General features: G+C 60.5%; 28 protein-coding genes. 10 read left to right on the top strand and 18 right to left on the bottom strand.

Annotation, left to right across the window (positions count from 1 at the left end):
- On the bottom strand, window positions 1-372 hold a 372-nt coding region (locus YY7_RS0118800; protein ID WP_035690456.1), incomplete at its 3' end, for an SDR family NAD(P)-dependent oxidoreductase.
- Between the two features lie 769 nt (window positions 373-1,141).
- Window positions 1,142-1,354 (bottom strand): hypothetical protein, encoded by a 213-nt coding sequence (locus YY7_RS0118795; protein WP_155255238.1) that lies wholly within the window; start codon window positions 1,352-1,354, stop codon window positions 1,142-1,144.
- Between YY7_RS0118795 and YY7_RS0118790 the strand changes: the two genes are divergently transcribed.
- The 3 genes from YY7_RS0118790 (at window position 1,347) to YY7_RS52155 (ending at window position 2,931) form a co-directional block, all read left to right on the top strand.
- Complete coding sequence (locus YY7_RS0118790; RefSeq protein WP_155255237.1) at window positions 1,347-1,667, top strand: hypothetical protein; 321 nt, start codon at window positions 1,347-1,349, stop codon at window positions 1,665-1,667. The genes YY7_RS0118795 and YY7_RS0118790 overlap by 8 nt on opposite strands.
- A gap of 58 nt (window positions 1,668-1,725) precedes the next feature.
- Entirely contained in the window at window positions 1,726-2,349 is a 624-nt protein-coding gene (locus YY7_RS65080; protein ID WP_080663767.1) for a GAF domain-containing protein, read from the top strand.
- A 93-nt stretch (window positions 2,350-2,442) separates the two neighbouring features.
- Entirely contained in the window at window positions 2,443-2,931 is a 489-nt protein-coding gene (locus YY7_RS52155; RefSeq protein WP_155255236.1) for a helix-turn-helix domain-containing protein, read from the top strand.
- 387 nt (window positions 2,932-3,318) lie between these two features.
- On the opposite strand, the gene YY7_RS60470 is transcribed toward YY7_RS52155, so the two are convergent.
- From YY7_RS60470 to YY7_RS61935, 6 genes are all read right to left on the bottom strand, one after another.
- The gene (locus YY7_RS60470; RefSeq protein ID WP_155255235.1) at window positions 3,319-3,468 is read right to left on the bottom strand and encodes a hypothetical protein; all 150 of its coding nucleotides are present in this window, start codon (window positions 3,466-3,468) and stop codon (window positions 3,319-3,321) included.
- 443 nt (window positions 3,469-3,911) lie between these two features.
- Window positions 3,912-4,244 (bottom strand): host attachment protein, encoded by a 333-nt coding sequence (locus YY7_RS52150; protein ID WP_080663766.1) that lies wholly within the window; start codon window positions 4,242-4,244, stop codon window positions 3,912-3,914.
- Window positions 4,144-6,195 (bottom strand): Na+/H+ antiporter NhaA, encoded by a 2,052-nt coding sequence (gene nhaA, locus YY7_RS52145; protein ID WP_080663765.1) that lies wholly within the window; start codon window positions 6,193-6,195, stop codon window positions 4,144-4,146. The genes YY7_RS52150 and nhaA overlap by 101 nt, the downstream gene beginning before the upstream one ends.
- Window positions 6,196-6,226: 31 nt before the next feature.
- The gene (locus YY7_RS60465) at window positions 6,227-6,409 is read right to left on the bottom strand and encodes a hypothetical protein (RefSeq protein WP_155255234.1); all 183 of its coding nucleotides are present in this window, start codon (window positions 6,407-6,409) and stop codon (window positions 6,227-6,229) included.
- A 483-nt stretch (window positions 6,410-6,892) separates the two neighbouring features.
- Window positions 6,893-7,252 (bottom strand): hypothetical protein, encoded by a 360-nt coding sequence (locus YY7_RS0118750; RefSeq protein ID WP_028164561.1) that lies wholly within the window; start codon window positions 7,250-7,252, stop codon window positions 6,893-6,895.
- A gap of 41 nt (window positions 7,253-7,293) precedes the next feature.
- On the bottom strand, window positions 7,294-7,464 hold the full coding sequence (locus YY7_RS61935; RefSeq protein ID WP_196237291.1) for a hypothetical protein: 171 nt from the start codon (window positions 7,462-7,464) through the stop codon (window positions 7,294-7,296).
- 742 nt (window positions 7,465-8,206) lie between these two features.
- On the opposite strand from YY7_RS61935, the gene YY7_RS0118735 reads away from it, so the two are divergent.
- A complete protein-coding gene (locus YY7_RS0118735) occupies window positions 8,207-8,440 on the top strand; it encodes a hypothetical protein (protein ID WP_028164559.1) in 234 nt (77 codons plus the stop codon).
- 1,044 nt (window positions 8,441-9,484) lie between these two features.
- Here YY7_RS0118735 and YY7_RS0118720 read toward each other — a convergent pair.
- The 3 genes from YY7_RS0118720 to YY7_RS0118710 all read right to left on the bottom strand — a co-directional run bounded on the left by YY7_RS0118720 (window position 9,485) and on the right by YY7_RS0118710 (window position 11,902).
- On the bottom strand, window positions 9,485-10,579 hold the full coding sequence (locus YY7_RS0118720; RefSeq protein WP_035690433.1) for a DUF7482 domain-containing protein: 1,095 nt from the start codon (window positions 10,577-10,579) through the stop codon (window positions 9,485-9,487).
- A 69-nt stretch (window positions 10,580-10,648) separates the two neighbouring features.
- Window positions 10,649-11,245, bottom strand: coding sequence for a cytochrome P460 family protein (locus YY7_RS0118715; RefSeq protein ID WP_028164557.1), 597 nt, complete (start codon window positions 11,243-11,245; stop codon window positions 10,649-10,651).
- A gap of 9 nt (window positions 11,246-11,254) precedes the next feature.
- Window positions 11,255-11,902 (bottom strand): cytochrome P460 family protein, encoded by a 648-nt coding sequence (locus YY7_RS0118710; RefSeq protein ID WP_028164556.1) that lies wholly within the window; start codon window positions 11,900-11,902, stop codon window positions 11,255-11,257.
- 446 nt (window positions 11,903-12,348) lie between these two features.
- On the opposite strand from YY7_RS0118710, the gene YY7_RS56645 reads away from it, so the two are divergent.
- The 4 genes from YY7_RS56645 (at window position 12,349) to ccmB (ending at window position 16,318) form a co-directional block, all read left to right on the top strand.
- The gene (locus tag YY7_RS56645; protein ID WP_155255233.1) at window positions 12,349-12,822 is read left to right on the top strand and encodes a hypothetical protein; all 474 of its coding nucleotides are present in this window, start codon (window positions 12,349-12,351) and stop codon (window positions 12,820-12,822) included.
- A gap of 525 nt (window positions 12,823-13,347) precedes the next feature.
- Window positions 13,348-14,604: a 5-aminolevulinate synthase gene (hemA, locus tag YY7_RS0118690; protein ID WP_245287322.1), complete on the top strand. Its 1,257-nt coding sequence runs from the start codon at window positions 13,348-13,350 to the stop codon at window positions 14,602-14,604.
- Between the two features lie 288 nt (window positions 14,605-14,892).
- On the top strand, window positions 14,893-15,519 hold the full coding sequence (gene ccmA, locus YY7_RS0118685; RefSeq protein WP_028164552.1) for a heme ABC exporter ATP-binding protein CcmA: 627 nt from the start codon (window positions 14,893-14,895) through the stop codon (window positions 15,517-15,519).
- Between the two features lie 127 nt (window positions 15,520-15,646).
- Window positions 15,647-16,318 (top strand): heme exporter protein CcmB, encoded by a 672-nt coding sequence (ccmB, locus tag YY7_RS0118680; RefSeq protein WP_028164551.1) that lies wholly within the window; start codon window positions 15,647-15,649, stop codon window positions 16,316-16,318.
- A gap of 174 nt (window positions 16,319-16,492) precedes the next feature.
- Here the strand turns inward: ccmB and YY7_RS0118675 are convergent, their stop codons facing one another.
- The 7 genes from YY7_RS0118675 to YY7_RS0118645 all read right to left on the bottom strand — a co-directional run bounded on the left by YY7_RS0118675 (window position 16,493) and on the right by YY7_RS0118645 (window position 22,124).
- On the bottom strand, window positions 16,493-16,975 hold the full coding sequence (locus YY7_RS0118675) for a cytochrome c-type biogenesis protein (RefSeq protein WP_028164550.1): 483 nt from the start codon (window positions 16,973-16,975) through the stop codon (window positions 16,493-16,495).
- Entirely contained in the window at window positions 16,972-18,969 is a 1,998-nt protein-coding gene (locus YY7_RS0118670; protein WP_028164549.1) for a heme lyase CcmF/NrfE family subunit, read from the bottom strand. Before YY7_RS0118670 ends, YY7_RS0118675 begins: the two co-directional genes overlap by 4 nt.
- Before the next feature lie 42 nt (window positions 18,970-19,011).
- Window positions 19,012-19,467, bottom strand: a complete 456-nt coding sequence (ccmE, locus tag YY7_RS0118665; protein WP_028164565.1) for a cytochrome c maturation protein CcmE — start codon at window positions 19,465-19,467, stop codon at window positions 19,012-19,014.
- Between the two features lie 139 nt (window positions 19,468-19,606).
- A complete protein-coding gene (gene ccmI / locus YY7_RS52135; RefSeq protein ID WP_245287321.1) occupies window positions 19,607-20,338 on the bottom strand; it encodes a c-type cytochrome biogenesis protein CcmI in 732 nt (243 codons plus the stop codon).
- A 235-nt stretch (window positions 20,339-20,573) separates the two neighbouring features.
- Entirely contained in the window at window positions 20,574-21,197 is a 624-nt protein-coding gene (locus tag YY7_RS0118655; RefSeq protein WP_028164548.1) for a DsbE family thiol:disulfide interchange protein, read from the bottom strand.
- Entirely contained in the window at window positions 21,194-21,343 is a 150-nt protein-coding gene (ccmD, locus tag YY7_RS57475) for a heme exporter protein CcmD (RefSeq protein WP_063623380.1), read from the bottom strand. Before ccmD ends, YY7_RS0118655 begins: the two co-directional genes overlap by 4 nt.
- A 7-nt stretch (window positions 21,344-21,350) precedes the next feature.
- Window positions 21,351-22,124: a heme ABC transporter permease gene (locus YY7_RS0118645; protein ID WP_028164547.1), complete on the bottom strand. Its 774-nt coding sequence runs from the start codon at window positions 22,122-22,124 to the stop codon at window positions 21,351-21,353.
- Window positions 22,125-23,202: 1,078 nt separating this feature from the next.
- Here YY7_RS0118645 and YY7_RS63275 point away from each other — a divergent pair.
- Window positions 23,203-23,781, top strand: a complete 579-nt coding sequence (locus YY7_RS63275; RefSeq protein ID WP_245287320.1) for a hypothetical protein — start codon at window positions 23,203-23,205, stop codon at window positions 23,779-23,781.
- A gap of 253 nt (window positions 23,782-24,034) precedes the next feature.
- Window positions 24,035-24,544, top strand: a complete 510-nt coding sequence (locus YY7_RS63270; RefSeq protein ID WP_245287319.1) for a sensor histidine kinase — start codon at window positions 24,035-24,037, stop codon at window positions 24,542-24,544.
- Window positions 24,545-25,359: the final 815 nt, after the last annotated feature.

The raw sequence follows: 25,359 nt of genomic DNA, 5'->3' as shown, positions 1-25,359 counted from the left end.
CTCGGTGATGCTCATCTGCGTGACGGTCATCTGCGACATGTTCACGAAAGCTTCGACGCCGTGGTGACGCGCCACGGCAGCGGTATTGACCGTGGCCGTCAAGTAATCGGCCGAAACCGACATGCCGAAATAGATCCTCGTGCAACCTTCGATCGCGCGGTGCATCGCGATGAGGTCGGTCAGGTCNCCTTGCATGACCTCGGCGCCGAGCTGGCGCAGGGCCTCGGCGCGGTCATCCTCCCGGCGCACCAAAGCTCGCACGTTGTGCCCCTTGGCGAGCAACATCTCCGTGACATTNCGCCCGATGGAACCGACAGCGCCAGCTGCGCCNGTCACCAGGATCGGGCTAGGGTGTGACGATTGAGTGGTCATTTCATTGCCTCTGGATGATCGATTGCGGACGATCGCATACCCGAGGGCGTAGACGCTGAGCGCAGCAGGCGTTCTCACCATCGCATCGGACGTTGGGAAGAAAAGTCCGAAGACGAGTGCGGCGGCGTGGGGGCAGGATATTTGCAGGAACTGACCGAGTCCAGACCTTGCGCGATGTGCTTCATACCCTGGGCTGGGAGCATCTTGCCTAGGATTTCTGGTCCTGGGGCCCATAGCGGGCGGTTTCGCGATGACTGCAATCCTTCAGCTCTCGGGAGCTTAGACGGACATGCCTGTGCACATTCCGGAAAATTTCCTCCAACCTGCGGCCACTAAAATTGGAGCGCCGCCGCGCTGGAACTGAAGGACCTTCGGATTTTCAGCACCTCCCGCCGCCCCTTGAACGCTGGCCGCTACTGAAATTCCCGGGCTCAGAAACTTTTTGCGTACCGATGGTTGCTTTGGCGCCGTCGGCGAACAAATCAGAAGTTGCAAGGTCACCGAGGCGCCGGCACGTGCGCCGAGCTGCTCACGACGCACGGGCTACCGTCGAGATAGTCGCGGCTTCTGAGCAGGGCTTTCAGCACCAGGAAGAATCTCTCTGCAAGCATGGCCATGCCCTCGCGGATTGGCCGGCTTAGTTCACGCCGCGCGTCGACGGCAGCGCCGGCAAGTCGATCGCCTGCCTGCGGTCGAGGATGACCAGCGCCTGGCGAAGCTCGATTCGAGCCGCTAGGCGTAGAGCGCTCACGGATTGTTTGGACTCCGCTTAAACTTCGCATCGTCCTCGGCCGTTTATCGCGGCGAACTGCAGCGCCTCGGCGAACTGCGTTTCGCTCAGCGCGGGATAGCGCGCGTAGACGGCTGATCGGAAAGTCCGGTAGGCGGCGGCCGGATCATCGTCGACGGCATCCGCGTCAGCCTGCCGCTGCATGGCTGCGAGCATGAAGGCGGCGACGTCACGGGAATCGTAGGTGGCCACCATATCCTCCTTTCCGGAGGAGTCGATAATATCACCTCCTAAATCTTTTCCCGAAATGGTGACAATGTCACTGTTTAAGTCGCTCACCCCTCCGCCTCGCCGCATCCTTGATCATCCGGAAATACGCCTCGCCGATCGCGCTAGGATCATCGGCACGCTCCGCATCGAGCCAGTTCGTCGTCACCATGTAGTCGATCACGACGGCATCGAACGGCGCGGGCGCGATCCTCTCGCCGTCACGCTGCCGCTCCCGTCACCGCCGCATCTCCTCGCGGTCACGCGCCCGCTTTCGCTCGGCTTTCTCGGCGGATGATAGTGGCGGTTGGCGTGGCGGATGGCGGAGCATGTCGACCTAACCTTGCTTTTCCGCCATGCACCGCTCCCGCTGGTGCGCTATTTCTGCCGGGGCTGGTGTCGGGGCGCTCCACGATGTCGATTACTTCCCCAGCCGCGTTCAGGCGCTTGCATGGCCCGGCAGCGGCGTGGCTCTCGCGGTCCTTCCATGCCCGGCGATCCACCGCCGGTCGCTTGAAGTATTCCGGGCTTGGCCCTTCGGCGCGATGTTGCCGCCCATCGATTTTCTCGGCGGGGTGTGGTCCGAGGAAGTGGAGGGCACAAACGGCATCGGCACCTGCATCGTCGATGAGCGGCCTGTCACTGTTCACAGAAGCCAGCATTTTAGGTCCAGACACATTAACTTAAGCTGCTCTGGCGCGCCGGTATTCGGGGTCGATGGGCGACTGATAGCAGTCTTGGACGTCTCCGCCATCGATCCCGAACTCTCCGAACGAGCGCACGCGCTGACTGGCGCGCTAACCGTACGATCAGCGCACGCGATAGAAGAGCGATATTTTCGTGAGCAGTTCCTTCGAGAGTGGATCGTCGCAGTCGCACCGCCGGCGGGAGGGGGTGCAGGCATGCTGCTGGCGATTGATGGCAACCAACGCATTGTCGGCGCAAACCGGGTCGCCGCGCGCGTCCCTCATGCTCGATGATCGCGGGCTCCGGGCGGGTATCAGCTTGTGGTCGATCTTCGAGCGAGACGTCACCTCTTCCGGCGTCAGGACCGGACCGATATCTCTGCGCGATTGCTGATCGCCGGCAGCAATGACAGCCGGCCCGCACTTGTGACCCCACCCGATCACACTATGCGTGCCTCGATCAATCCAACGAAAAGCAACCTGCACACACGCCCGCGCCTGAGCTCGATTGATATTTCGACGCTGCCGCAAGCCCAGCAAGCACGCGGCGGATTGTCGCCCCGCGCGATGCGTCGGGTGCAGGAATACGTGGAAGTGCATTTGGGCGAAGGTATCGATCTGTCGATGCTGGCTGGAGTCGCAGGAATATCAGTGCATCATTTTGCGCGACAATTTAAGCAATCCGTCGGGGTGACCCCGCATGTCTATCTCACGCAAAAGCGAGTCGAGCGCGCCCAGAAGATGCTGGTTCAGACGAATCTCTCGTTGGCGGAAATCGCGATCGCCGTGGGCTTTTTCGACCAAGGTCATTTAGCGCGTCATTTCCATTATATGCTCGGTACTACTCCTCGAGAGTTTCGGCGGTCGCAACGCTAGAAACAAACGACGCTTTGAATCGCATTTGCCGAGATTTCGCTGAGGAGATGGCGCCTGTGATCGTGATCCTGCAACTCGAACGCTAAGGTCTCTTTTGGGTCAGGAAAGGATATTCCGGATTCGCCGCTACCTGTCCGCTTCACCCTCGAAAGCGGCCCGTCCCGGATTTACGAGCATGGACCCTAACCGTCCACGGCGTCTTTCTCCCCCGAGGACGACCGCTCGGACCCACATTGACGATGGCAGCCCATCTCCAAAGTACCGATTGTTAACCTGATCACAATTGCTGCCTGATCTTTATCGCGTTGATTGTGGTGGTGCATGGTAAGGTGGGGTTTGTCGCCTCTACAACAATGTGAAACACGCAGATGCGAGGTGGCAATGGCATCAGTTCAGATCGGCAAACGGGTCGTCGTGATCGGCGCTGGAATGGCTGGGTTCACGGCCGCAGGCGCGCGCGCCGACCACTTCGATAACATCGTTGTTCTGGAGCGCGATATTCTGCCTCGGAGCCCCTGCATCGAGCGGGAACGCCACAGGCGCGGCACGCCCATGCGCTGCTGCTCAGTGGCCAGCGCGCATTGAGCGAGCTCTTCCCGGGGTTCGAGAAGGTAAGGAGCAGCGGGCCGTCCTGAGCAGCGTTTCCGACGCGACTTCGACGCCGCGCTGGTCCCGCAATCGAAAGGCCGGCGCGCAGTTGCATCGCCTTGAGCGCGCGCTCGGCCTGTCCTGTCGCGATCAGGTATTCGGTCGCGCTTCGCATCGCATCCGCGGCGTCGCGCTTGCTTGGCTTCGTCGAAGCCGCCGCAGGCGTGTTTTCGCTTTTCCTCGTGTCCCGTTTTCCCTCAGCCCGCGGTGATCAGTAACCTCGGGCGAATTCTGGTTCAGGTTGCTCGAGAGCAGTAGTCGTGGTCGGCAACTTTGAGTTATTCGCGCAGTTTGACTGGACGCTTGCGCCGGCGGCCGTTTCCAGAGGCACGTCAGGCGTCGGCGATCAGTGAGGCGATGTCCTCGAGCGGACGGCGGCTGAAGTCCTTCGCGAACTCGCCTATGATCTTGCCCCTCAGGTCGCGGTGGAAGTGCTTGCGCATCTCCCCCAGGGTCCTTGGGTCGGAGACAACGACCAGGTGTTCTATGGTCCCGTCCAGGCTGAGCGTGTTCAGGAACGCGGCCGTCGATGCCGCGAAGTCGTCCTCGACGAGCCGCCTGCCGTCAGGGTTGGCAGAGCCGGTGTGATGCCGCGCACCCGAGCCTGAGCGGGCGGGCGCAGGCGGAGCCGCCGTGATCTCGACCAAGTGCACCCCAGGTTTCACGCCTGTGTTGTAGAACAGGCGGATCGTCTCCCCGTCGGCGACCGCCACTGTCGTACCGGTAGGTAGAATCATCGAAAGACCTCCCATTCACTTGCATGCTGGCGCTCTGCGGCGCCTCTTCGATAAGCTCCTGGCGGGAAGCTCCCCAGAGCAGGGCAGTCCCAACGACGGCCGAAAGAATCGACGCGGCGAACACGGCGATCTTGGCGGCCGAGAAGTCGGCGGCGCTTGGAAACGCCTGCCCGGCGATGAAAAGCGACATCGTGAAGCCGATGCCTGCGAGGGTTCCTGCCCCGGCCAACTGCCGCCATGTGTACTCCGCCGGCTTGACGGCTAGGCCTGCGCGCACGGCCGCGGCGGCCGCGAGGAAGACGCCGAGCGGCTTTCCGATGGCGAGGCCAGCGACGATCGCGGCCATGAGCCAGCCATGCCCAACAAAGACGCCCGGGTCGATTGCCGCGCCCGCATTCGCCAGTGCGAAGATCGGGAGGACAGCGTAGCTCGACCGCGCGCCCGCGTGTCGCAGCAGCCGGTCGGCGGGCGATTCAAGTCTGTCATAGATGGCGTCGAGCGCGTGTAACGCCGGGGTGGAGGGGCCGTGCCTGAGAACCTCACCGTCGTGCCGGGCCTCGGAGGCGATGATGGTGCTGGCCTGCGTCATCAGGGCAGCCAGGTTGGCGGGCGGCCGCGTCGGAATGAACAGCGCAAGTATCACGCCGGCCAGCGTAGCGTGGAGGCCGCCCGCGTAGACGAGCCCCCACAACGCGACACCCAACAGGATGTAGGGCGACAGCAGATAGACCCTCGATCGGCTCAGCAGCGCCAGCGCAACGACTGTCGTCGCGGCCGCGGCCAGGTAGCCCGGATGGATATCGCCGGAGTAGAACACAGCGACGACGACGATCGCACCGATGTCGTCGACGATGGCCGCCGCGGTGAGGAAGATGCGCAGCTCGATGGGGACGCGGTCGCCCATCACGGCGATCAAGGCAATCGCGAACGCGGTATCGGTCGCCATCGGAACGCCCCACCCGTGCGACCACGTCCCCGCAGGGATGATCAGTGCATACAGAAGCGCCGGCACGACCATGCCGCCGAACGCGGCCGCGATCGGAAGCGCGGCGGAGCGGCGGCTTGCGAGGTGGCCGACTGTCATCTCGCGCTTCACTTCCAATCCCACGACGAGGAAGAACACCGTCAAAAGGCCGTGGTTGACCCAATGGAGGATGGACATCTGAAAGGCTGCGTCGCCCAAGCTCACGCCGAGCTCCTGGCGCCAGAACGCCTCGAACGCCGGCCCGATCGGCGAGTTCGTCATGACGATCGCCGTCGCGGTCGCGAGGACAAGCAAAATGCCGGCGGACGGGCTCCAACTCGCGAAGTCCAGGGCTGCCGTACGGACGCGGTGGCCGAGTGTGCCAAGCATCGCGTCGACGAGAGAGCTCTCGTCCCAGGGTCCATCGTAGCGCCGGCGGTTGATGTAGAAGGTCGGCGTGAACCTCACGCCGCTTGCGCAAGAGCTTGCGATGTCCGCCTCCACCCTCGTCCTCGCGCGCCGCACGGCGTCGCTATCGCCGACCGCGAAGTCGGCGTTCACGCCGAGGTCGGCGGCCACCGCGACGAGGTCGTCCTCTGTGAGCTGCATCGACCTCGTCATCAGCTTGACGTGCGCGGACCAGAACGCCTTGGGTGTCTGGGCAAGCTCAGCGAGCTCGGCGGCCCGAAACGCAAGGCGGTTGTCCGTGAGCGGCCTGTGCCGGAAGGCGTAGCAGACGCGGTCGCCGAGTTGGTCGCGTGCTTGCGTTATGCGCTCGTTGGCAGCCCTGCAGTGCGGGCACGCGTAGCTGCCGTACTCGACGAGCGTGATCTCGGCATCGGCGGGGCCGAGCACGTGGTCCGTCTCGTGGTCGACCGGACGGTCGAGGCGGCCGGGCGGGATCATGAGCTCCATCGCTGAACCGGTCTCCAACTGTTCGCGCCGGCTAAGACGTCGGCGCAGCTGGGTTTACGACGTCGAATACTCCGCTGTTGGCTGGCGGCGCGCTGAACGCACGCTGCACTCCCAGCGCAACGCCGGCGCTAAACACGAGCACGACGACATCCGCCAGCGGCGAGCCTCCGACAGAGCCGGGTAATGAAACGTTGATTGTCTCTTTAATCTGCATATCGGACCTCCTGGCCTGCGATCGTTCAACGGAACGCCGACTGCGGCCCGTACACGGGGCGAGCGACGATGGATCGAAGATGAGTCCATGACGGTGGAAAGGAAAATCACCTCTCGCCATGGAGTCGATAACCGACCGCTATCGAAATGACTGAGGGCGCCTGGGGGCGCCGCCGGTGTACGTGGCGTCTCTCTCCAAGGACTTGCCGAGGAGCACTCTTGGCGGCCGAGAGGAGGTCTCGGCTTCGTCGATATTTTCAAGGCGCTCGGAAAGTGAAGGTAACCGGCCCCGGCGGCCCGCGCGTTAGTCGGGGCTATCTATCGTTAGAGCAACAACGCCAGGACCACGCAGGCCGCGGCAATGCACATCGCCAGTACGAATATCACTATGACCATATCGCCAAGCATATCGCCTCGTTCGGGTTGGCAGCCGAACCGTGCAATGCCACCGCAGTGGGAGCTGCTGATCGCCCTGCGCTCGCGATCAGCCCATGCTCCCCGGCATGAAGCATCTGACGCCAACGAAAGCGCCGTTCAGAAAGTAGGGCCAGACCATCGCGCGACCAGCGCGGTTCGGTCCATCCACGACAGCGTCGTTTGGAACATCAACCCACTCGCCATCAATGCGTACGCGATAGTGACCATTCTTAGTTTCCCAATCGGCGTCATCAATGCGCTTCGCATCGCTGCCATCGCAGCAGGGCCCCTTGCCGCTGTGCAAACTCTCATACCAACTGTTCAACTCAGGGCGCTGATAATCGTGGGCCCGGGCGTGACCGATTGTATAAATCGGCGGCATGACAGTGAATACAACAAGCGCTGCATACCAAATCCGATTGTTCATCTCACACCCAATCCCGGATTTTCTGTGTGAAGTCAGGAAATTCATTCATCCGCATCAACATGCGAAGCTTTCTCAGCTCGCCGCTGGTAGTCGTCGGCAAGGGCCTTAAGCTGACCCGCAATCGCTGAGTCGGTCATGGTTTTAGCGGCGCGGAGCAAAGTCTGTGCCATCTCTAGATATTTCTTGCCTCGTTGTGAGATCTGAACCGTCATAAAGCCCTCGCGCGATTCTCGGGCAGCTGGTCGAAGGCGATTTGGAGCCATCTCAACCAATTGCGGTCACTTTCCCTGCGAGTTCTGAAGTGATCGACGCACTTCTTGGAACAAAGCGGGGTTCGCCACGAGTAGTGCCGGACGAGACCAAACTTGCCATCACAAACCGCGCATCGCGCGGCACTGCCAGATCTAAGATTATCGGAGTAATGAGGCATCGTAGTCTCCTCTATCGTCGCTGTTCGTCGATCATACTTTTCCACCGTCGCACTGCATGGGTCTGTGGCTTTTCCTACGCGAACAGCCTAGGACGATCGCGGTCAGCCGCTCAATTGAACGTAGGTAATGCGCCGGCCATCCAAAGGGGGCAGGGAATGTTACGAAGGTGTAGCGAGCGCGCCCCTAAAGCCGGCCACTTGCGCAGCGGGCCGTTCGCGACCGAATTGGCCAGCGGCAAGTCCGGGCGCGGTCCGCTATGCCGCCGAACGTGGAAGTTCATGGCATTGGAGCTACGTTAGAGATCGCCTTCACGCTCAACCGGAGTATCCTAGCGCGACGCAAGAGGAGCGAACACGAACTGAGAGCTCGCGACCGCGATCCAGACCGTCAGCGCGCGTCGGCATTGGCACTGCACCTCGATTGCAGCCGCGTGTACATTGGCAAGCTCGAAGCTGAAGGCGTAATCCAGTGGCTAGGTGCCAGCTTCCCGCTCGACTAGAGCCCCGTTACCTACCCTCGATACTTGCGGCGCGAGCGGCAGCAATCGCCGCGCACGCAAGCCGACGCTGATCACGTCAAGGTCAAGACCGAGATGCGGCAGTTGCGCCTGATGGACAAGAAGCACGAACTGGTGCGCCGGACCGATGTCGATGCACTGATCGACGAGATCGCTGGCACCGTGCTGAAGCATCTGAGCGGCATGAGCGCGCGTTGCAGTCGCGACATGGTGGTGAGCGCAACATCGATGAGGTGGTGACGCAGATCAGGCCCGAGATCAGTGAGGCGTGCAGCCAGGCGGCAGACGCACGCAACGCACCGCTGCCGGATGAGCAATGAATGCCCGATTGTTTTGACGGCCCGGCGGCTCTGGTCGAAGCTTGGGGCTCTGCTCACCGTTGCTGTGCGAGCGCGGCGTGCGATCTGGCACGGAACTGCAGCGGTCGTGACGGCACTAAGAGAAAGGCCGCCTACATTGCCACAGTTAATGAGACTTTGATCGACTTCGAATCCATTGCGCCGTTATCGAGCGTCTGTTTGGCCATAAGCACGTGCTCCGCGAATGGCCTGGTCACCTCATCATGTATTCGATGACAATCACGCTTTCGGGGCTATAGAAAGACTATTGGGACCTTGGCGAGGGACGATTCCGCATGGTTGGTGCGATCCGCGGCGTTGCAATCAAGGATGCGGATCTCGATGCACTGAAGAAGGGTATGATGACGACGCCAACGTGGACGTGGCGGAGGGGTTGAAGATGCTGAGGACGCGGGTTTTCGTTTGGTGACCCTGACAAATTCGCCTCCAGCCCCCGGCGGGAAGAGGCCGCTGGAGAACGCCAACCTCAACAAGTATTTCGAGCGGCAGTTCAGTATCGAAAGGCGGCACGCGCCTACAAGCCGGCACAGGTCGTCTTTCAGATGGTGGCCCAGGAGCTCGACGTGCCCCGCAAGAATGCTGTCTGGTGGCGACATATGTTTGGGACACGATCGGAGCGCGGGCATGGGCGGCCTTCTCACGCGGCTGGGCAATGCCATCCTGCCCATCGAAGGCCTATCGCAACCGAACCTGGTAGCCCCCGATCTGCTCGCTCTCGCACGGAAAATGATTGACTCGTTTCAGCCCGCGCCCACAGGGGTGCCTGAGACATAGCACTTCATAAAAAATCGCCGGCGGCGCATCGCACGACGCTGGCGGAATGCGCTTGATTGCAGCTGCGAACCGATTGCTGGGTTTGTACGGACGACCAACAACTCACGAAGCTACCGTGTCGCACTAATTTGACGTCTCGTTCGTCGAAGAATCACTCGTTGGTGAAGCCCACGACTGGGCAGTTCACCAGATGTCCGATCGTTTTAACCGGACCTCCGACAGGGCTTACCAACAAGCCAGCCTCGCTTTTTGCTGCAATGTCGTTACCGTCAGTAATCAGCTTCCGTTGATTGCTCTCAACAGCCTCTTTGGTCCACTCCGCCAGCTGAACATCCCACATCGGTGAATATCCGGCACTGATCTCCTTGAAATTCGCAAGGATATCGAGTGCAGGGCCTTCGCCACTGAGCGCGCTGTTAAGCCCCTGGCGCTCAGGATCCTTCGGACCGGTCCTACCATTTACGATTGTGTAGATAATCTCCGTCGCGCCGCTTTGCAGGATGTCGCTTTCGGCGGGCGCAAAAGTGGATGCCTCGAGCGCTGCCGATTCCTCGGAGTTGGCGTCGAAGCTGAGGTACCGCAGATGTTTGCCGTCCGCAAATCCGAAGCGCAGCTTCAAGTCGACGGTGCCATTGTCAGGGCAGATGCTTGCCACCGAGTCGGTCACAACCGAGTAATCGGGATTGCCGCCGCAGAACGAGATTTTCTCTGCTCCGACGTTGAAGGCGATCATGGGGGCGTTGAAAACAATGTCATTACGGTTTGCCACCCGGACCAACGGGCTGTAGTGCGCATCCCCGACAGACCCGGCCCGCGCCAACCTGGGCGGGAAGAAGTTTGGCGTCTCTCCGGCCGTCAATGTTTGAACGGGTGAGAAATCAACCCGCCCCGATTTGAAGGTGAAGTTATTGGACTCATCCATTTCCGCGACCCGCGTGCTCGCGAGATCTTTTGCTTGACTGAGGCTCGGCGCCCATGTGAGGCCCATTTTCTTGGAAGTGGCGAAATCGCTTACGTCGGTGAGAACGAACCAGACTGTCTCTCCGGAGGAAAGGCGACCGCGATGAAGCGGCAATCTTACCACTTCTCTTGCAAGATCGACTTGGCCCGAGGTGAGAAACAGCTTCGTGATTCTCTTTTCGGTCGATGCATCTGCCGCCGAACTCGCCTCAGTTGCGAGAAAAGACACAAGAAGAACCATCATCGGTCCGTAAACGCATTTACCAAGAGGTTTGCTGGATTTCATAATCGCTCCGATCACTGGCTTTCGTAGCCGGCCTTGTTGGCCGGACTACCATTTGTGGCGATTTCGTACCTATTTCTTCAGTCCGGGATAACCGGAGACATAGATCCAATCCGTTGCCTTGGCTGGGACGTGGCAGCCCAGACAATCAGTACGAAAATCCTTCGAGGTGGTCTTGACCTTATTGTCAGCATCAAACCAGGACCAGCCCCAGCCGTTACCCCACAGCTTGTTGTCAGGGTGGCTGTTCTTGCCGTCCTTCACCATCATGAACCAACCTTTGAGACGATCTACATGACTGACCGTGCCCGTGGTCATTACTGCAGTCGCTGTGCTCTGGACCTCTTTTACTAAGACCGATCCATCAGGGAACTGGCCCGTGGCGCGATAAGCCTCCGCAGCTCCCGGTGAGGCGTAAACGGTGTGCATCTCTTTCGCACCCTTCTCATCGCCTGCCACAGACCAACTTCCCAGGTATTCATAGCTGGTGCGGTAATTGTCCGGTATGTGCATGTTGCCGGCCGCATCGACGAGCTGGGCCTGCGCAGAGCCGGCCTGAGCCCGCGCAGGGCCGGCCTGGCTGCCCGCTGGCAGCGAGACCAAGCATCCAATGCCCGTTGCGATTATGGACGCCGACAAAGCCGCCATCGTTGGCCTGAGAATCTTCATCGCAGCCTCCTACTTTTTTATAGTCTTGTTCTCGGCGGGCGGCACCGGCACCTGGTCGAGCAACGCGTAGAACTGCGTCCATACGTCATCGCGTTTAGCACTAGCGATATGACAATACGCGCATTCCTCCAGTGGCCTGACTTTGGCGGTGGCGGCCTTCGGCTCGAAGTGGTTGAAGTTGTAGTAACCCCAGCCATTTGTCTCGGGGTACCGTTTGGTGTCTTTGACGGTTACATCGGCGCCGTTAAAGGGCCCCGGAAAGAACCCGCGCCCAGAGGGCTCTTGCCTCGAGCCATCCGCACGATCGGCGGGCAGCATAAGTTGTAGCTCCTTTACGAAGATGGTTCCTTCGGGGAAGACGCCCGTGTTCTTATAGATTTCATAGGACCCAGGCTCGATGTACACGTTGTGGAACTCCGGGAAGTTTGCTTTCCCATTGTTCAATATGTTTGGCGTCAGAGGCGAGCCGACATAAACCCATTCATGGAAGTTTTTCGGTAGCACGAGAGCACCATCACTCGTGTATTCCGGAAGATAGCGCCCAGTCGCATGCCAGTCGTCCGGTGGAGGAAGCTTTGGTTGCTGCGCGAATACCGCCGTTGTGATCGCGCCGACAGCAAGAACGCTGGAAAGTAATACTGACACCGTGTGCTTCATGATTTTTCTCCAGTCAAACCGCGATTCGCTCGCGGCGGCGATGAGAATGACTTCCTCTGCCCAGCAAGGAGGGATTTAACCCAGGTGCCCTGGGCCGCGAAAATCGAATGTTGGCATCAAATCGATGCCGATTGGGAATGCGGATGCCGGGCAGTTTATCGTTCGAGACACGACACTCCCTTAGCCAGGCACCTTGCTGCCTCGCAAGGCGATGGCAATTGTGAATGTTGCAGCTCGACGAGGCGATCTCTGCGCTTAACGTCGAGAGCGTGCACTTGGTCCAGCACTCACTAGCGGTCTGCTGAAAAACCCCTCGCTGTAGCGGTGCGAACTTTCACGGCCGGAAGCGCAAGAACGACACGCATGCGAGTACCAGTAATCCCGACGGTCGCCTTCGCAAGGCCCGCCGTGCGGGAAGCAAAGCTCTTCCACAAGGCCACGCCACGATGGAGAACCGGCATGCTCACTCTCGCCAACGGCACCGCCGAGCATCGTGCCGCCGAGAGGATGCTGAAAAAAGCCAAGGTCACCGCATCACTGCCGGTGAGGACGAAGCCTATGATACGGCCGATCATGTCACCAATGTTCGCGCCCTCAACGTCACGCCCCACGTGACGCAGAACAGCGGTATCACCAGAACTGGCAAGAGCCGCCGGAGCGCCATCGACGAACGGACCACGCGCCACCAAGGCTATGGCATGCCGCAATCGGGCCGGCCGGTGATCGAATGCATCTTCGGTTGGGGCAAGCAGCATGGCACAATGCGCAAAACAAAACATCGCGTCATCTGTCGCATTGCAGCCGACTTCATGCTAAACCTGATCGCCTACAACCTGATCCCCGTTCCGAAACTCGTCCCGGCGCAGGCCCGCCCAGCAAAATTACTTCGAGCACCGCATCACCAGGTGCCACGCCCATAAGAGAAAAGCCGATGCCGTTCTCCGCGAATTTCAATTTCAGGGCGGCGGTTATAGACGTCGCCAAGCTCGTCGACCGCCATGGTGTGCACCCGGTGGAATTGACCGGCGTTGCGGCCTCCGCCGCCGAACCGGGTTTTTTCAGCAGACTGCTAGATAAACTGATGGACCGCCGACGCGCCACAAACGCGGCCGCGCATGTCTCGCGACCGAGCGCAAGGCGGCGGACTGCATTCTTGTCATGGAGGTGGCTGGTTCGCGCTACTTGCCTTTGCAAGTTCACACCAAAGATCGCATTTTGCCGATGCACATGGCAATAATCAGAGGGCATACAAACAATAACTTGTGCGAGCCGAGAGGGCCTGAAAGATAATGAGCCATGGACAACCGGGGCTTCAGCTTTAGGGCCTGACAACCATGGCAGATCACGTTACAGGAGCGGAATTGCTGGCGAGACTTCAAACTCGCGCGCGTGCTGGCGAAGCATGTCCGTGCTCGAGCGCGATGTCGGGGCAAGGAGCGCCAGCCGTGCACTTGCCGGCAAGGGTCGCGTCCAGGCCGGAGGACACGAAGGGCGCTGACCAAGCGTACGAGCGCCACCTCCGCAAGGCCCTTGATCGTCTGCACGATGAGCGGCGCTACCGTGTTTTCACCGACATCGAGCGCATTTCTGGCCGCTTCCCGGTCGCCAAGTGGCGCCGGCGCGACGGGATGATCACCGAGATCACGGTCTGGTGCTCCAATGACTACCTCGGCATGGGGCAGCGCCCTGAGGTCGTGGCCGCGATGATCGAGACTGCCCGGTGCTGCGGCGTCGGCGCGGGCGGCACGCGCAACATCGCGGGAAATAACTCGGCACTGGTGGACCTTGAGCGCGAGCTCGCCGACTTGCACGGCAAGGAGGCGAGCCTCGTCTTCACCTCGGGCTACATCTCGAACCAGGCCGGCATCTCGACGATCGCCAAGCTGATCCCGGACTGCTTGATCCTTTCCGACGCCTTCAACCACAACTCGATAATCGAAGGCATCCGTCAATCGGGCTGCGAGAAGCGGATCTTCCGCCACAACGATCACGGCCATCTTGAGGCGTTGCTACAGGAGGCGGGCGACCGCCCTAAGCTCATCGTGTTCGAGTCCGTCTACTCCATGGACGGCGATGTGGCACCTATCGGCAGGATCTGCGACCTTGCGGATCAGTACGGCGCGATGACTTACCTCGACGAGGTCCACGCGGTCGGCCTTTACGGCCCCCGCGGCGGCGGGATCAGCGAGCGCGACGGCGTGATGCACCGCCTAGATGTAATCGAGGGCACCCTCGCCAAAGGCTTCGGCTGCATCGGGGGCTACATCGCGGCCTCGCCGACAATCTGCGATGCGGTACGCAGCTTCGCCTCGGGCTTCATCTTCACTACAGCCCTGCCGCCTGCGGTTGCCGCCGCTGCCCTCACTTCTGTGCGCTACCTCAAGCACTCGAATGCCGAGCGCGAGGCACACCAGCGACAGGCGGCGGCAACAAAGACCGCGCTCAAGGCCGCCGGTCTGCCGGTGCTCGCCACCGACACTCACATCGTGCCGGTGATGGTCGGTGATGCAGAGCGGTGCAAGGCGGCTGCCGATCACCTGCTTGAGCACCACGCCATCTACATCCAGCCGATCAACTACCCTACTGTCCCACGCGGCACCGAGCGTTTGCGCATCACGCCCTCGCCGCTACACCGGGCGGCACACATAGCCAAACTAACGGCCGCGCTCGTCGAGACCTGGGATACCCTGGCTTTGGATTGAACCGTGTCCCTGGGCGAGTTGGGTTCTCGACAGCGGGTGCTCGGCCACACGCGAACAGGGCGCTCCGATGGTTCGGCCAAGAGGCGAGCCTGGGCCGAGCCACCGAAGTTCCGCCAGGGTCGGAGTCATCGGCCCAAACGTGGCGTCACGTCTGGCACCCGTGCCGCTAAGTCGGATCTCTCACGCGATGTGATGCCAACCTGGGCTCGCGCCGCGGCGAGCGAGAAGCAAGCAGGGGAGCGTTCTAAAAACGCGAACGGCGCGGGGCATAGCTGACTGAAAGCGAAGATGAGCCACACACAATCCTGCCATCTCCAAGTCGCGGACCTCTGGGTCGTGCGCGGTGGGCGCACCGTACTCCGTGGCGTATCGTTACGGCTGGACGCCGGACAGCTCGGCGAAGTAACGGGCTCAAATGGCGTGGGCAAATCAACCCTGCTGCGTGTGATCGCCGGCTTCTTACCCCCGGCGTCCGGCTGCGCGTCGTTGAACGAGTGGGGAGCCAAGGATCTGGCGCCTCTCGCAGAGCGCGTCCACTACGTGGGTCACCTCGACGGGTTGAAGTCCGCGCTGACCGCTCGCGAAAACATCCAATTCGGTCTGACCCTTTCCGGGCAGGCCCGGCTGCCCCCTCGGGAGGCGCTCGACCGCGTCGAGCTCGCGCACGTTGTCGACCTGCCGGTCGGCTACCTTTCGGCAGGTCAGCGCCGCCGCGTCGCCTTGGCCCGACTGCTGGCCGCTGACCGCCCTCTATGGCTGCTCGATGAGCCATTGACCGCACTTGACCGAGCCGCACGTGTCATGCTGATGGGTATTGTGGCCGATCATCTCGGACGCGGCGGCTTGGTGCTTGCGGCGACCCACGAACCACTCGGTCTGCCAGGGACCCTCGAACTGAGGCTTGAGGCGCAATGAGAGCAGTGCCGTGGCGCCATACCCGCCTGCTTCGCTTCCATGCGCCCCGGAGCGAGAAACAAGGCCTGGCCGATCCTTTTCCTCAAGGGAGACGGTCACACCGCTATGGCGGCGGCGGATGGAGGCCATGACAGATACTCTTCGAGCCGTTTTTTACCGCGATCTCGTGCTATCGCGCCGCATCGGCGGCGGAGGGTCTCTCGCGATAATCTTCTTCCTCGGTCTCGTCACGATCGTGCCCTTCGCGATCGGACCCGACTTGAACCTGCTATCGAGAATAGGTCCGGCCATCCTGTGGCTCGGAGCATTCCTGGCGACTCTGCTAGGCCTTGACCGGTTGTTCCAAGCCGACCACGAGGATGGTTCGCTAGACCAGATGCTTCTGTCACCGGCACCTCTAGAACTCGTTGTCCTGGTAAAGTGCCTAGCTCACTGGTGCGCGACAGGGCTGCCGCTGGTGATCCTCTCTCCTCTGTTCGGCCTGATGTTGGCCCTGGATGGCCCGGCGCTCGGGGGAGTGACCGTGAGCCTGCTAGTAGGCACACCAGCTCTAACTTTTCTGGGCGCGATCGGGGCAGCTCTTACCGTCACGTTGCGACGCGGCGGCCTTCTGCTCTCGATTCTTGTCGTACCGCTGGCGGTGCCAGTGATGATCTTTAGCGTCTCGGCGGCCTCGGCGGCGGCGAGTGGCACGGTGTCATTCCTAACGCCCTTTCTGATCCTCTGCGCGCTTGGTCTCGCGTCCTTTGCGCTCGCGCCGATCGCTGCAGCCGCCGCGCTTCGCGGGGCGGCGGAATAAAGGAAGCAAGCGGTGGAAATAAGTTCGTTCCGAAGCGGATCACGTCAGTGAAACGGCTCCAATCTGTGGCGCGGTATGACTAACGCCGCAGTTCGAGTCGACGCTTGAAGCGAAGAGGTGAAATGCCTCGGCACGTGCATATCGCAAGATAAAACGATCCGACTAATCCCAAAATCACTCTGAAGGAATATCGGCGTTCAATACCAGCGCGAGCCGGTCGCACTCGGCTTGGCTCAGCGGATCAGGCGGCGGGGACCGCCTGCGGCGGCGCAGTCCGAGAAGAAGCGGGATCGCGCCTGCCACAAACAGGAGGGCCGGCGTGCCCCAGAGTAGGGCGGTTTCCGAGTCGAATGGCGGTTTCAACAGGATGAAATTTCCATAGCGCCGCACCAGGAAATCGCGCACCTGCGCGTCGCTGTCGCCCGCCTTCAGACGTTCGCGAACCAGTAGCCGGAGATCCCGCGCAAGCTCCGCGCTCGAATCGTCGATCGACTGGTTCTGACAGACAAGACAGCGCAGCCCAACGGAAATTCCCCGCGCGCGCGCTTCGAGCTTTGAATCGGCGAGGATCTCGTCGGGCTGAACCGCGCTCGCCAGACCGGGCGCGAGCCCCGCGAACACGACCAAAAGAATGAGAAAGCGACGGAGCGCGGTCATTCTGCGGGCTGCGGCGCTACAGGATCGCCAGAGAGGCGGCCGCGAATGGCACGACGCGCAAAGCCGATCCTGAGACGGCGATCGGACAACGACACAATTCCTCCGATCGCCATCACGATCGCGCCAATCCAGATTAACGTAACGAGCGGCTTCCAGAACATGCGGGCATCAATAGAACCATCCGGGTGCTGGTCTCCGAGCGAGATGTAGACCTGCCCGAAACCTAGGGTCACGATGCCGGCTTCCGTTATCGTAGTCTGGCGCACCGGAAACGTGCGCTTGGCCGGTTCAATCGTTGTTACCGTCGACCCATCCTGGCTGATAATCGCACGGACCCCTATTTCGGAATAGTTGGGGCCCTGTCGCTCCTCAAGCTTGACTATGGTGGCTTGATAGGGTCCGAGATCGACCGTCTGCCCCGGCTTGACCGCCGCGATCTGTTCCACGCCCCAACCGGTTGCGGCGAGCCCCAACAGTGTCACGCCGAGCCCCGCGTGGGCGATAGCCGTGCCCCAAGCCGAACGCGGAAGCCCAGTCGCGCGGGCCAAAGTTACCCGCCAGGCCTGCCCTTTGGCCCAGATCCGCGACACTAGTTCGCTGGACGATCCAAGGATCAGATAGACCGCCAAGCCCACACCTATCGGAGCGAGGACCGGCCCGCCACGCAGGGCCGCCACCAGAACTAGTGAAAGGGCCACGCCCGCCGCCGCCGCAACCATCACCCGTTGCGCTGCGCCGAGAAAGTCGCCGCGCTTCCAAGAAAGCGACTGGCCGATCGGCATTAATAGCAGGATGGGAAGGACCAACGGGGCGAACGTCAGATTGAAAAACGGCGCGCCGACCGAAATCTTGTCGCCGGTCAAGGTCTCAAGTACCAGAGGGTAAAGGGTACCGGTGAGGACGATACCGCAACAGATGGTCAGCATCAGGTTGTTGATCACGAGCGCACCTTCCCGAGACACAGGCGCGAACAGGCCGCCGGGTCGCAAGGCCGGAGCGCGCCAAACGAAGAGAACGAGCGACCCGCCGATAAAGAGGATAAGGATCACGAGGATGAAGAGGCCGCGTGATGGGTCGCTGGCGAAGGAGTGCACCGAGGTAAGCACGCCCGAGCGGACCAGGAACGTGCCGAGCAGCGAAAGCGAGAAGGTGAGAATCGCGAGGAAGATGGTCCAGATCTTGAGCGCGTCTCTCTTTTCCATGACGGCCGCAGAATGCAGCAGCGCCGTGCCCGCGAGCCAGGGCATCAACGAGGCATTCTCCACCGGATCCCAGAACCAGAATCCACCCCAGCCCAGGGTGTAATAGGCCCAGTAAGAACCCATCGCGATGCCGAGCGTCAGGAAACTCCAGGCGATCAGTGCCCATGGTCGAATGTATCGGGCCCAGGCGGCATCGACGCGGCCGCTAATCAGCGCCGCCGCCGCGAAGGAGAACACAATCGAGAAGCCGACATAGCCGAGATAGAGCAGCGGCGGATGTATCGCGAGGCTAGGGTCCTGAAGCAACGGATTGAGGTCTTGCCCCTCGAAGGGTGCGGGAAATCGGCGCGCGAAGGGGTCGGATGTGAGCAGAATGAACAGTAGGAAGGCAAACGCGATCCAGCCCTGGACCGCCAGGGTATTGGCCCGCAGTTCATCTGCCATGCCGCGGCCAAAGCTCGCCACCGCGGCTCCGAAGATCGCCAGGATTAAGACCCAGAGCAGCATAGATCCTTCATGATTGCCCCAGACGCCCGCGATCTTGTAGACGAGCGGCTTGGTGGTATGCGAATTCTCAACGACCGTTACGAGACTGAAGTCGGACACCACATGAGCGTAGGTCAACGCCGCAAAGGCATAGGCCACCAGCGCAAATTGGGTAATCGCGGAAGGCACCGCCATCGAGGCGAGCCCGAGATCGCCGCGGCGAGTACCCCAGATCGGCAGAACCGACTGCAGCAGTGTGACCGCTAAGGCTAGGGCGAGCGCATAATGTCCCGTTTCGACGATCACCCTGTCACTCCTGGACGCTGATATGAACCATAAACGGCAACTCTATTGTGTCTGCGCGGATTGCTCGCCGTCACGCCAAATACCCTGCCGTTTGAGCCCGTCGGCCACGTCCTTGGGCATGTAGCGCTCATCATGTTTGGCGAGCACAGTGTCGGCATGGAAGAGGCTTGGACCTTCCACCGTGCCCTCGGCCACGACACCCTGCCCTTCCCGGAAGAGATCGGGTAGCAATCCTGTGTAGATGACCTTGATGTGCTTCTTAAGGTCGGTCACCGCGAACGTGACGGTCGACGGGCCCTCATGTATCAGTGAGCCCTGCTCCACCAGCCCGCCGATGCGCAGCCGCGTTCCCAACGGCGGCGCTTTCTCGGCCATTTCGGTCGGCCCGTAGAAGAAGACGATGCTGTCGCGTAGCGCAAAGAGTACGAGACTCATCGCGATCGCCAAAGTTATGCCAGCCGCGCCGATGAGGAGAAGGCGCCTTTTCTTTCTTGCCAAAATTTGTCCTTTCAGCCCGAGCTGCTTGACGAACTCATCAACGCGTGCCAACGCTTCATGTTGTCCGAATGCCTAACCCGCGCATTTGCCACGGCCTCTTCGACCTTCTCTTGCTTACACGCGACCGCGTAGGCCCTGATCAATTCAGCCACCCGTCGAGATCGTGATCGTCCTTCGCGGGCTTCCCAGCGAGTCCCTCCACCATCGCACTGGTCACCTCCGCCCTCTGCTCCGGAGGCGGCGCCGCAACGCCAGTACTGTCTAAGCCGGAGCGCGCGGCCTCCACGCCCGGCTGCGGCGCTCCGGCAATAGCAGCCAAATGCGGATGCACAGCATCCATCCACGGCGCGTCGGATAGCGAATCCGCCCGTAGCGCCTCCCAGAGTTGCCTCGCTTTTTCTGTGCTGCCGTCTTGCTCGACCGCGATCGCCTGGAGGCCGTGTCCGTCGTTGAGGTCGGCCGCGTGTTGCGCTCCGATCCTGGGGATTACAGCCGTGGGGTTGAACTCTCCACCCGTCCGGCGTGATGCTGGCATGTCAAGTTGGTTAGGCGCGCCCACCCTAAGATAAAGCGCCAGAGCGATAAACGGCAGCACCACAACAATCGTCAGAACGGCGCGGATGCGCCTCGGTCGCACCGATGCATGCGGCCGATCCTTCCGCACGGAGTCGACGGAGGCGAGCAGCCGGCGCGCAATTTCGGCTCGCGCGGCCGCGGCATCCTCAGCCGCGACTAAGCCTCGGCGGACATCATCATCCGTTTCAACCAATAGGCTTCGATAGAAAGCGATGTCGGAAGCGCGCGGGTTACGCTCTTGCTGCCGCGCCGAGAGCGGCCGGAGCAGCGCCAGCGAGACCGCGGCCGTCATCATTGCGAACGCAAGCCAAAGCATGTCTCAAGGTCCTCTACCGCCGACTTCCGCGAACGCGTGACCTTGCAAAAGATGGTACGCTCGCCATTCTCTACGACCAAAATGCTCCTGTAGTGCAGCTCCTTCGAGCCGATCGATCGCCTGCCCGTGGCGCAGGCCAGTGACGCCGCGCGTACGGACAAGATCAGACTTGTTGGACCTGTCGTATATGGATCGAGACTTAGCAAAGTAGCCGTCATGGCCGTTGCGCGCTTGCGATTGCCGCCATCAAAGCGGGACGCGTCGCGTCCGAGATGCCGCCCACCAGCTTGTAGGCGATGGTCCCGTTTCCTTTGACTACGTAGGTCTCGGGGACGCCATAGACGCCGAAATCAATACCGGTCCTGCCGGACGGGTCAATGCCGACCTGTGCGAACGGATTCCCCTTGGCATTGAGATAGCTCCGCGCACTCCCTGGATCGTCCTTGTAGATGATGCCAGTAAGCTTTACCCCATGCTGCCGCAGCGCCGGTTCACGCGACAAGGCCATGAGCGCCTCGTGCTCGCTATGACATTCGACACACCAGGACGCGAACACGTTCACAAGCGTCACATGCCCTGCCTTCAGGTCGGCGCTCGACAGGCCGGGCGGCCCGGGCGTGGCGAGCCCTTCAAGCGGCGCCAACGCGAATTGCGGCACTGGCCTACCGATCAGGGCGGACGGCACGAGTGACGGGTTGTCGACGCCAAGCCGCACCGCGAGCAGTGCGGCAATTCCGAGGAAAACCAGACTCGGGACCGCCGCCACAATGCGGACCAAGCGGTGCCGAGTGGCCGCGATATCAGGTGAGAGGAATTTCGAGGGAGGAGTGTCGTTCATGAGCGATTGCCGAGACGGCCTGGTGCAAGGCGGGCCAGCGCATGCAGCTGAAGCCGATAGTCGAAGAGGACCGCCGCGATCGTCCCGATCAGGATCGTGCCCGTCACCAGATAAGCTGCCACGATGAACCCGCCATGCTGAGCCATCGCACGCTCAGGAAACAGTTTCGACCGATTGCAGTCGGGCCCCAGCGGATTCGCCAACGGCCGCCAGCATGATCGCGAGCCGCTGAGCGCGGCGCCGCATGATTTCGTTGCGCATCGCCATAACGTGGAGCGTCGCGAATAGAAGCGTGTATGCAAGCGACATGACGAGCAGTGGCCATAGCATCGGGCCGGCGATCGTCGAGCCTTCAATCCGGAACACAGAGGCTGGCTGGTGGAGGGTATTCCACCAATCGACCGAAAATTTGACGATAGGAATATTGATGAACCCGACCAGCGTCATGATCGATGCGGCCCGCGCGGCCCTGCTGGTGTCCTCGATTGTCTGCCAGAGTCCGATCAGACCAAGATAGATCAGGAAAAGGACCAGCACGGAAGTAAGCCGGGCGTCCCACACCCAGTACGTGCCCCACATCGGCTTGCCCCAGAGGGAGCCGGTGACGAGGCAAGTAAAAGTGAAGGCGGCGCCGAGCGGCCCGGCAGCCTTCTGCGCCGCATTCGCAAGCGGATGGCGCCAAACCAACGAGCCGACCGCCGAGATCGCCATCAGCGTATAGGCCAGCATCGCCACCCAGGCGGCCGGAACGTGAATGTACATGATGCGCACCATCTCGCCCTGCTGGTAGTCGGGTGGTGCCGTGAACGCACCGAAGAGGCCGAGCGCAAAGGCTAACGCCGTCAACCCCCACAGCCACGGCAGCAGCTTCGCGGCAACGTGCAGAAAATTGGTGGGATTGGCGTAGGCGATGAAACTGACCTTCAAGTTTCCGATCTCCTGAAATCGACAGCCGCGGATGTGTGGGTCGAGAGCTCTTTCTAGATTGATTGCCAACGGCTAGTGCTCAATAAAGTCGGTGGCGCGCCTATCGCGTGATACAATGCATCCGTAGCAGCTTCGCCAATTACAATCGGTTATCGTTTCGATGCCGTTGGCGCATCTGAATGGAACATTTTGCCACGTATCAGCGCAGTCGAATGGCCTGACCGGCTTAACCGGTTTTGACGTCCGCGAACCACGGGGGTTGAGCGCGAGGGAGATTACTGGATGCCAGAGATTGAACCGAGCACGACCTCGAAGCTGACCATCCACCTGAAACTTTCGCCCGGATGGACTAGACGTGTTTCGGGCGAAGCAGCGGCTTTGCTCCGACGATCTATCCCCAGGATCCGACGCGGGTCGACTTCGTCTTCCAACAGCGACTCGATCATGGCAGTCGGGCTCTAGGAGCGTCTCCAGGAGCTGTTGGGCAACCACATCGACGCGCGCCAGGCTTTCCGGCGATATCCGAAGCCGTCATCCGTCATCCCGTCTTGGATGTGCAGCGTTCGCACGACGGTGTCGTTCGGCATGCAAATTTGGAAACTATGACGTAATTGCGATCGACGATTCTGGACTAAGGTCGTCCTATTATCGTCGAGCTCTCGCGATCAACCGATTCCCAGCGCTACCATGAGCGCGGTGCGTCGGGCTCGACGTCTCGCAAAATGAAACTTCAGTATGCGGTATCGACTATAGCGGGGCGGGTAACGTTCGAAGGCAAAGCTAAATCCGAGCCGGGGGCATTGACTGAACTGCTTCCCACGCGTGCACCAAATGCTGACGGGAAGATTTCAGACTGCCGCTGTAGATTGAGAGTTGCTGTTACCGCCCGATAACCAGTCCTTATCGGCAGCATTCCCAATTTTCATTTCAGCATGTGCTCGCACTCTGGGATGGTGACATCCTGGATGCGAGACACCTCGCTCTCAACGAGAAGGGCGACGATATTGCTCGATCACCTGGAAACTTCTCATGAGTCATCTTCAGCAATGATGTCTTCCGCAAAACCCGCGAGACCAAATTGGCGGTGTCGATAAGTGTACAGGGCGAAAGAGTTGAAGAAGAGAAAACAGCGACCTTGGCTCATCTCGAGGCGAGAAGCCGAGCAGATATTGCAAAGGCGCTCCTCAGAATCGCTCTTCAGCCGTCACGAGCGTCGGTTGGGGCTGTGCTATTCAACCAGAACGGTCAGTTTTTACGGTTCGCCACGTCGAACTGGGCAGAGAACGCTGTGAGGGGTATTCGGCTTTCCTCCTCGCGGCTTGCGTTGGACGATGGTGCTCTTGAGCATGCTGCCAGGATGCCCGATCCCATTTCGATGAACGAGGTTCTTTCTAGGTTTGATGGCGTCGAGCTTTCCGTCCTGCAGATACCTCTAAGGTATCAAGGAGAAACAGTGGATCTGATCTACCTAGAAGCGGATCAAGGCGAGAGCTTCGGAGCAACCTCCATCGAAAGCTTCAGCGCCATCGCAATCCAAGCTGCCGCGGTTCTGGCCAACATTCGATTAACCGATGATCTCGCGCGACAAATACGGGTGCGTCACGTCTACTCGGAGGGTCATCCGGAGACGAACGAGGATGGAGATCTCCTGTATTGAGGAATCGTCATCGACATTACAGAACGGAAGGCCGCCGAACGGTTGTTTGCCGAAACTCCGCCTGAGCTTTCGACCGCTTCGCGCCTGGCGGCTTTGGGCGAGCTTGCCGGCTCGATCGTGCACGAGGTGAACAACCACGGACTGTGCTGATAACCAGCGTGGAGGCCTGCCGCTGTTGGCTGTCAAGATGTCCAATGGAGATATCCAAGGCGGTCGAAGCTGCTAACCAGGTTTGTAAACAAAGGAAAGCGCGATGTTGCGATCGAGGGTGGATTGGAAGTGCTGGCCAACGGTGGCTCATGCGAGCCTCAGCTTCATCAGGATCGACGGCGTCATTTTGGAAGTATTAGGCATGTTTCGTGACGAGCTCGAGAAGTCATCCATTTCCGTGCGTGCCTATATCGATGAAGGGTTGCCGGAGCTGAGGGGAGATCGCTTGCAGCTACAGCAGGTTGTTTTCAACCTGCTGCGAAACGGCATCGATGCGATGAAGGATGTGCACGGCCGGCCGCGAAGGCTGGAAATATCGTGCCGTGCTGACGACGTCGAAATGTTAACGACATTTCGTCATTGCGGTGGTGGCTCAGGAACAAACACAAACGATATGAATCGTTTGTTCGATCCATTGTTCACCGCGAGAGACTCTGGAATGAGTTTAGGCGTACTCATAAGCCGGCGTATTATAGAGGCTCATCGTGGACGGATCTCGGCAGAAAGGAATGAGGATTGCGACCTGACTATCCGGTTAGCGCTGCCGCTATGAGGAAGAGTCAGGAGCGCTCAGGGCGCGTTACAGCATTTCCATTTTCTTACGAAGCAAGGCAGCTTACGCTTCCCAGCTGCTTTGATCCGCTGTCGCTTCGACTCACGGAAGCACTTGCCAAAAACGGTGTGGTCGACCTCGGCACCGGCGTCATCGCTATCCTGAAGGATCAACGGAAACTGATCACTGACGGCGACGATCTCGAAGCCAAGAGTGGGTCAGGCTTACTGGTGAGCCTGCGGGGAGCCGGTGAAGACGCGGGGGACTCTCGCCATTTTTCCGGTCGTAGACTTCACCAATGAATAATCTGCTCGCCCATAACTGGCGCTTCCCGTTTATGCGGGGAGCGCAATCGGTCTCTCAGCCACTGCCGCTTACGAGCATACTCTTGGCCGGTGATGGCGATTACCTCGGTTGGCGCCAACGCTCGAACACATGATCTGCTTTAGCCAAGTTTGGAGAACTATGGTGACAAAGCGTTCGCTTCTGATCGCAGCGACAAGCTACTTCATTGCCTTTGCACCGGCAGCATACGGACGCTCAGCATACGACGGCTCCCGGGACCTCGTCTTCATAACGCAACGAGGAACCTGCGATTCCAGTTACAGGTTTACTGTCGATGTGACCGGCGGAATTGTCACGCATCCCAACCTCGTGAGATTTCGAGGTTACGTCGCAAAATCCGGCGCGGTTCGCGCTTCAGTGACGGTCCAGGATAAATATGCCTCGGGTGCAGGCAAATTGTTCGCAACGTCCGGCCAGGGGACCTGGAACGGCCACTCAGGAACTGCGCGATGCTCGGGCTACTGGACGGC

This window comes from Bradyrhizobium elkanii WSM2783 (assembly GCF_000472865.1).
Lineage (GTDB): Bacteria > Pseudomonadota > Alphaproteobacteria > Rhizobiales > Xanthobacteraceae > Bradyrhizobium > Bradyrhizobium elkanii_A.
This window is presented reverse-complemented; position numbering and strand designations above follow the sequence as displayed.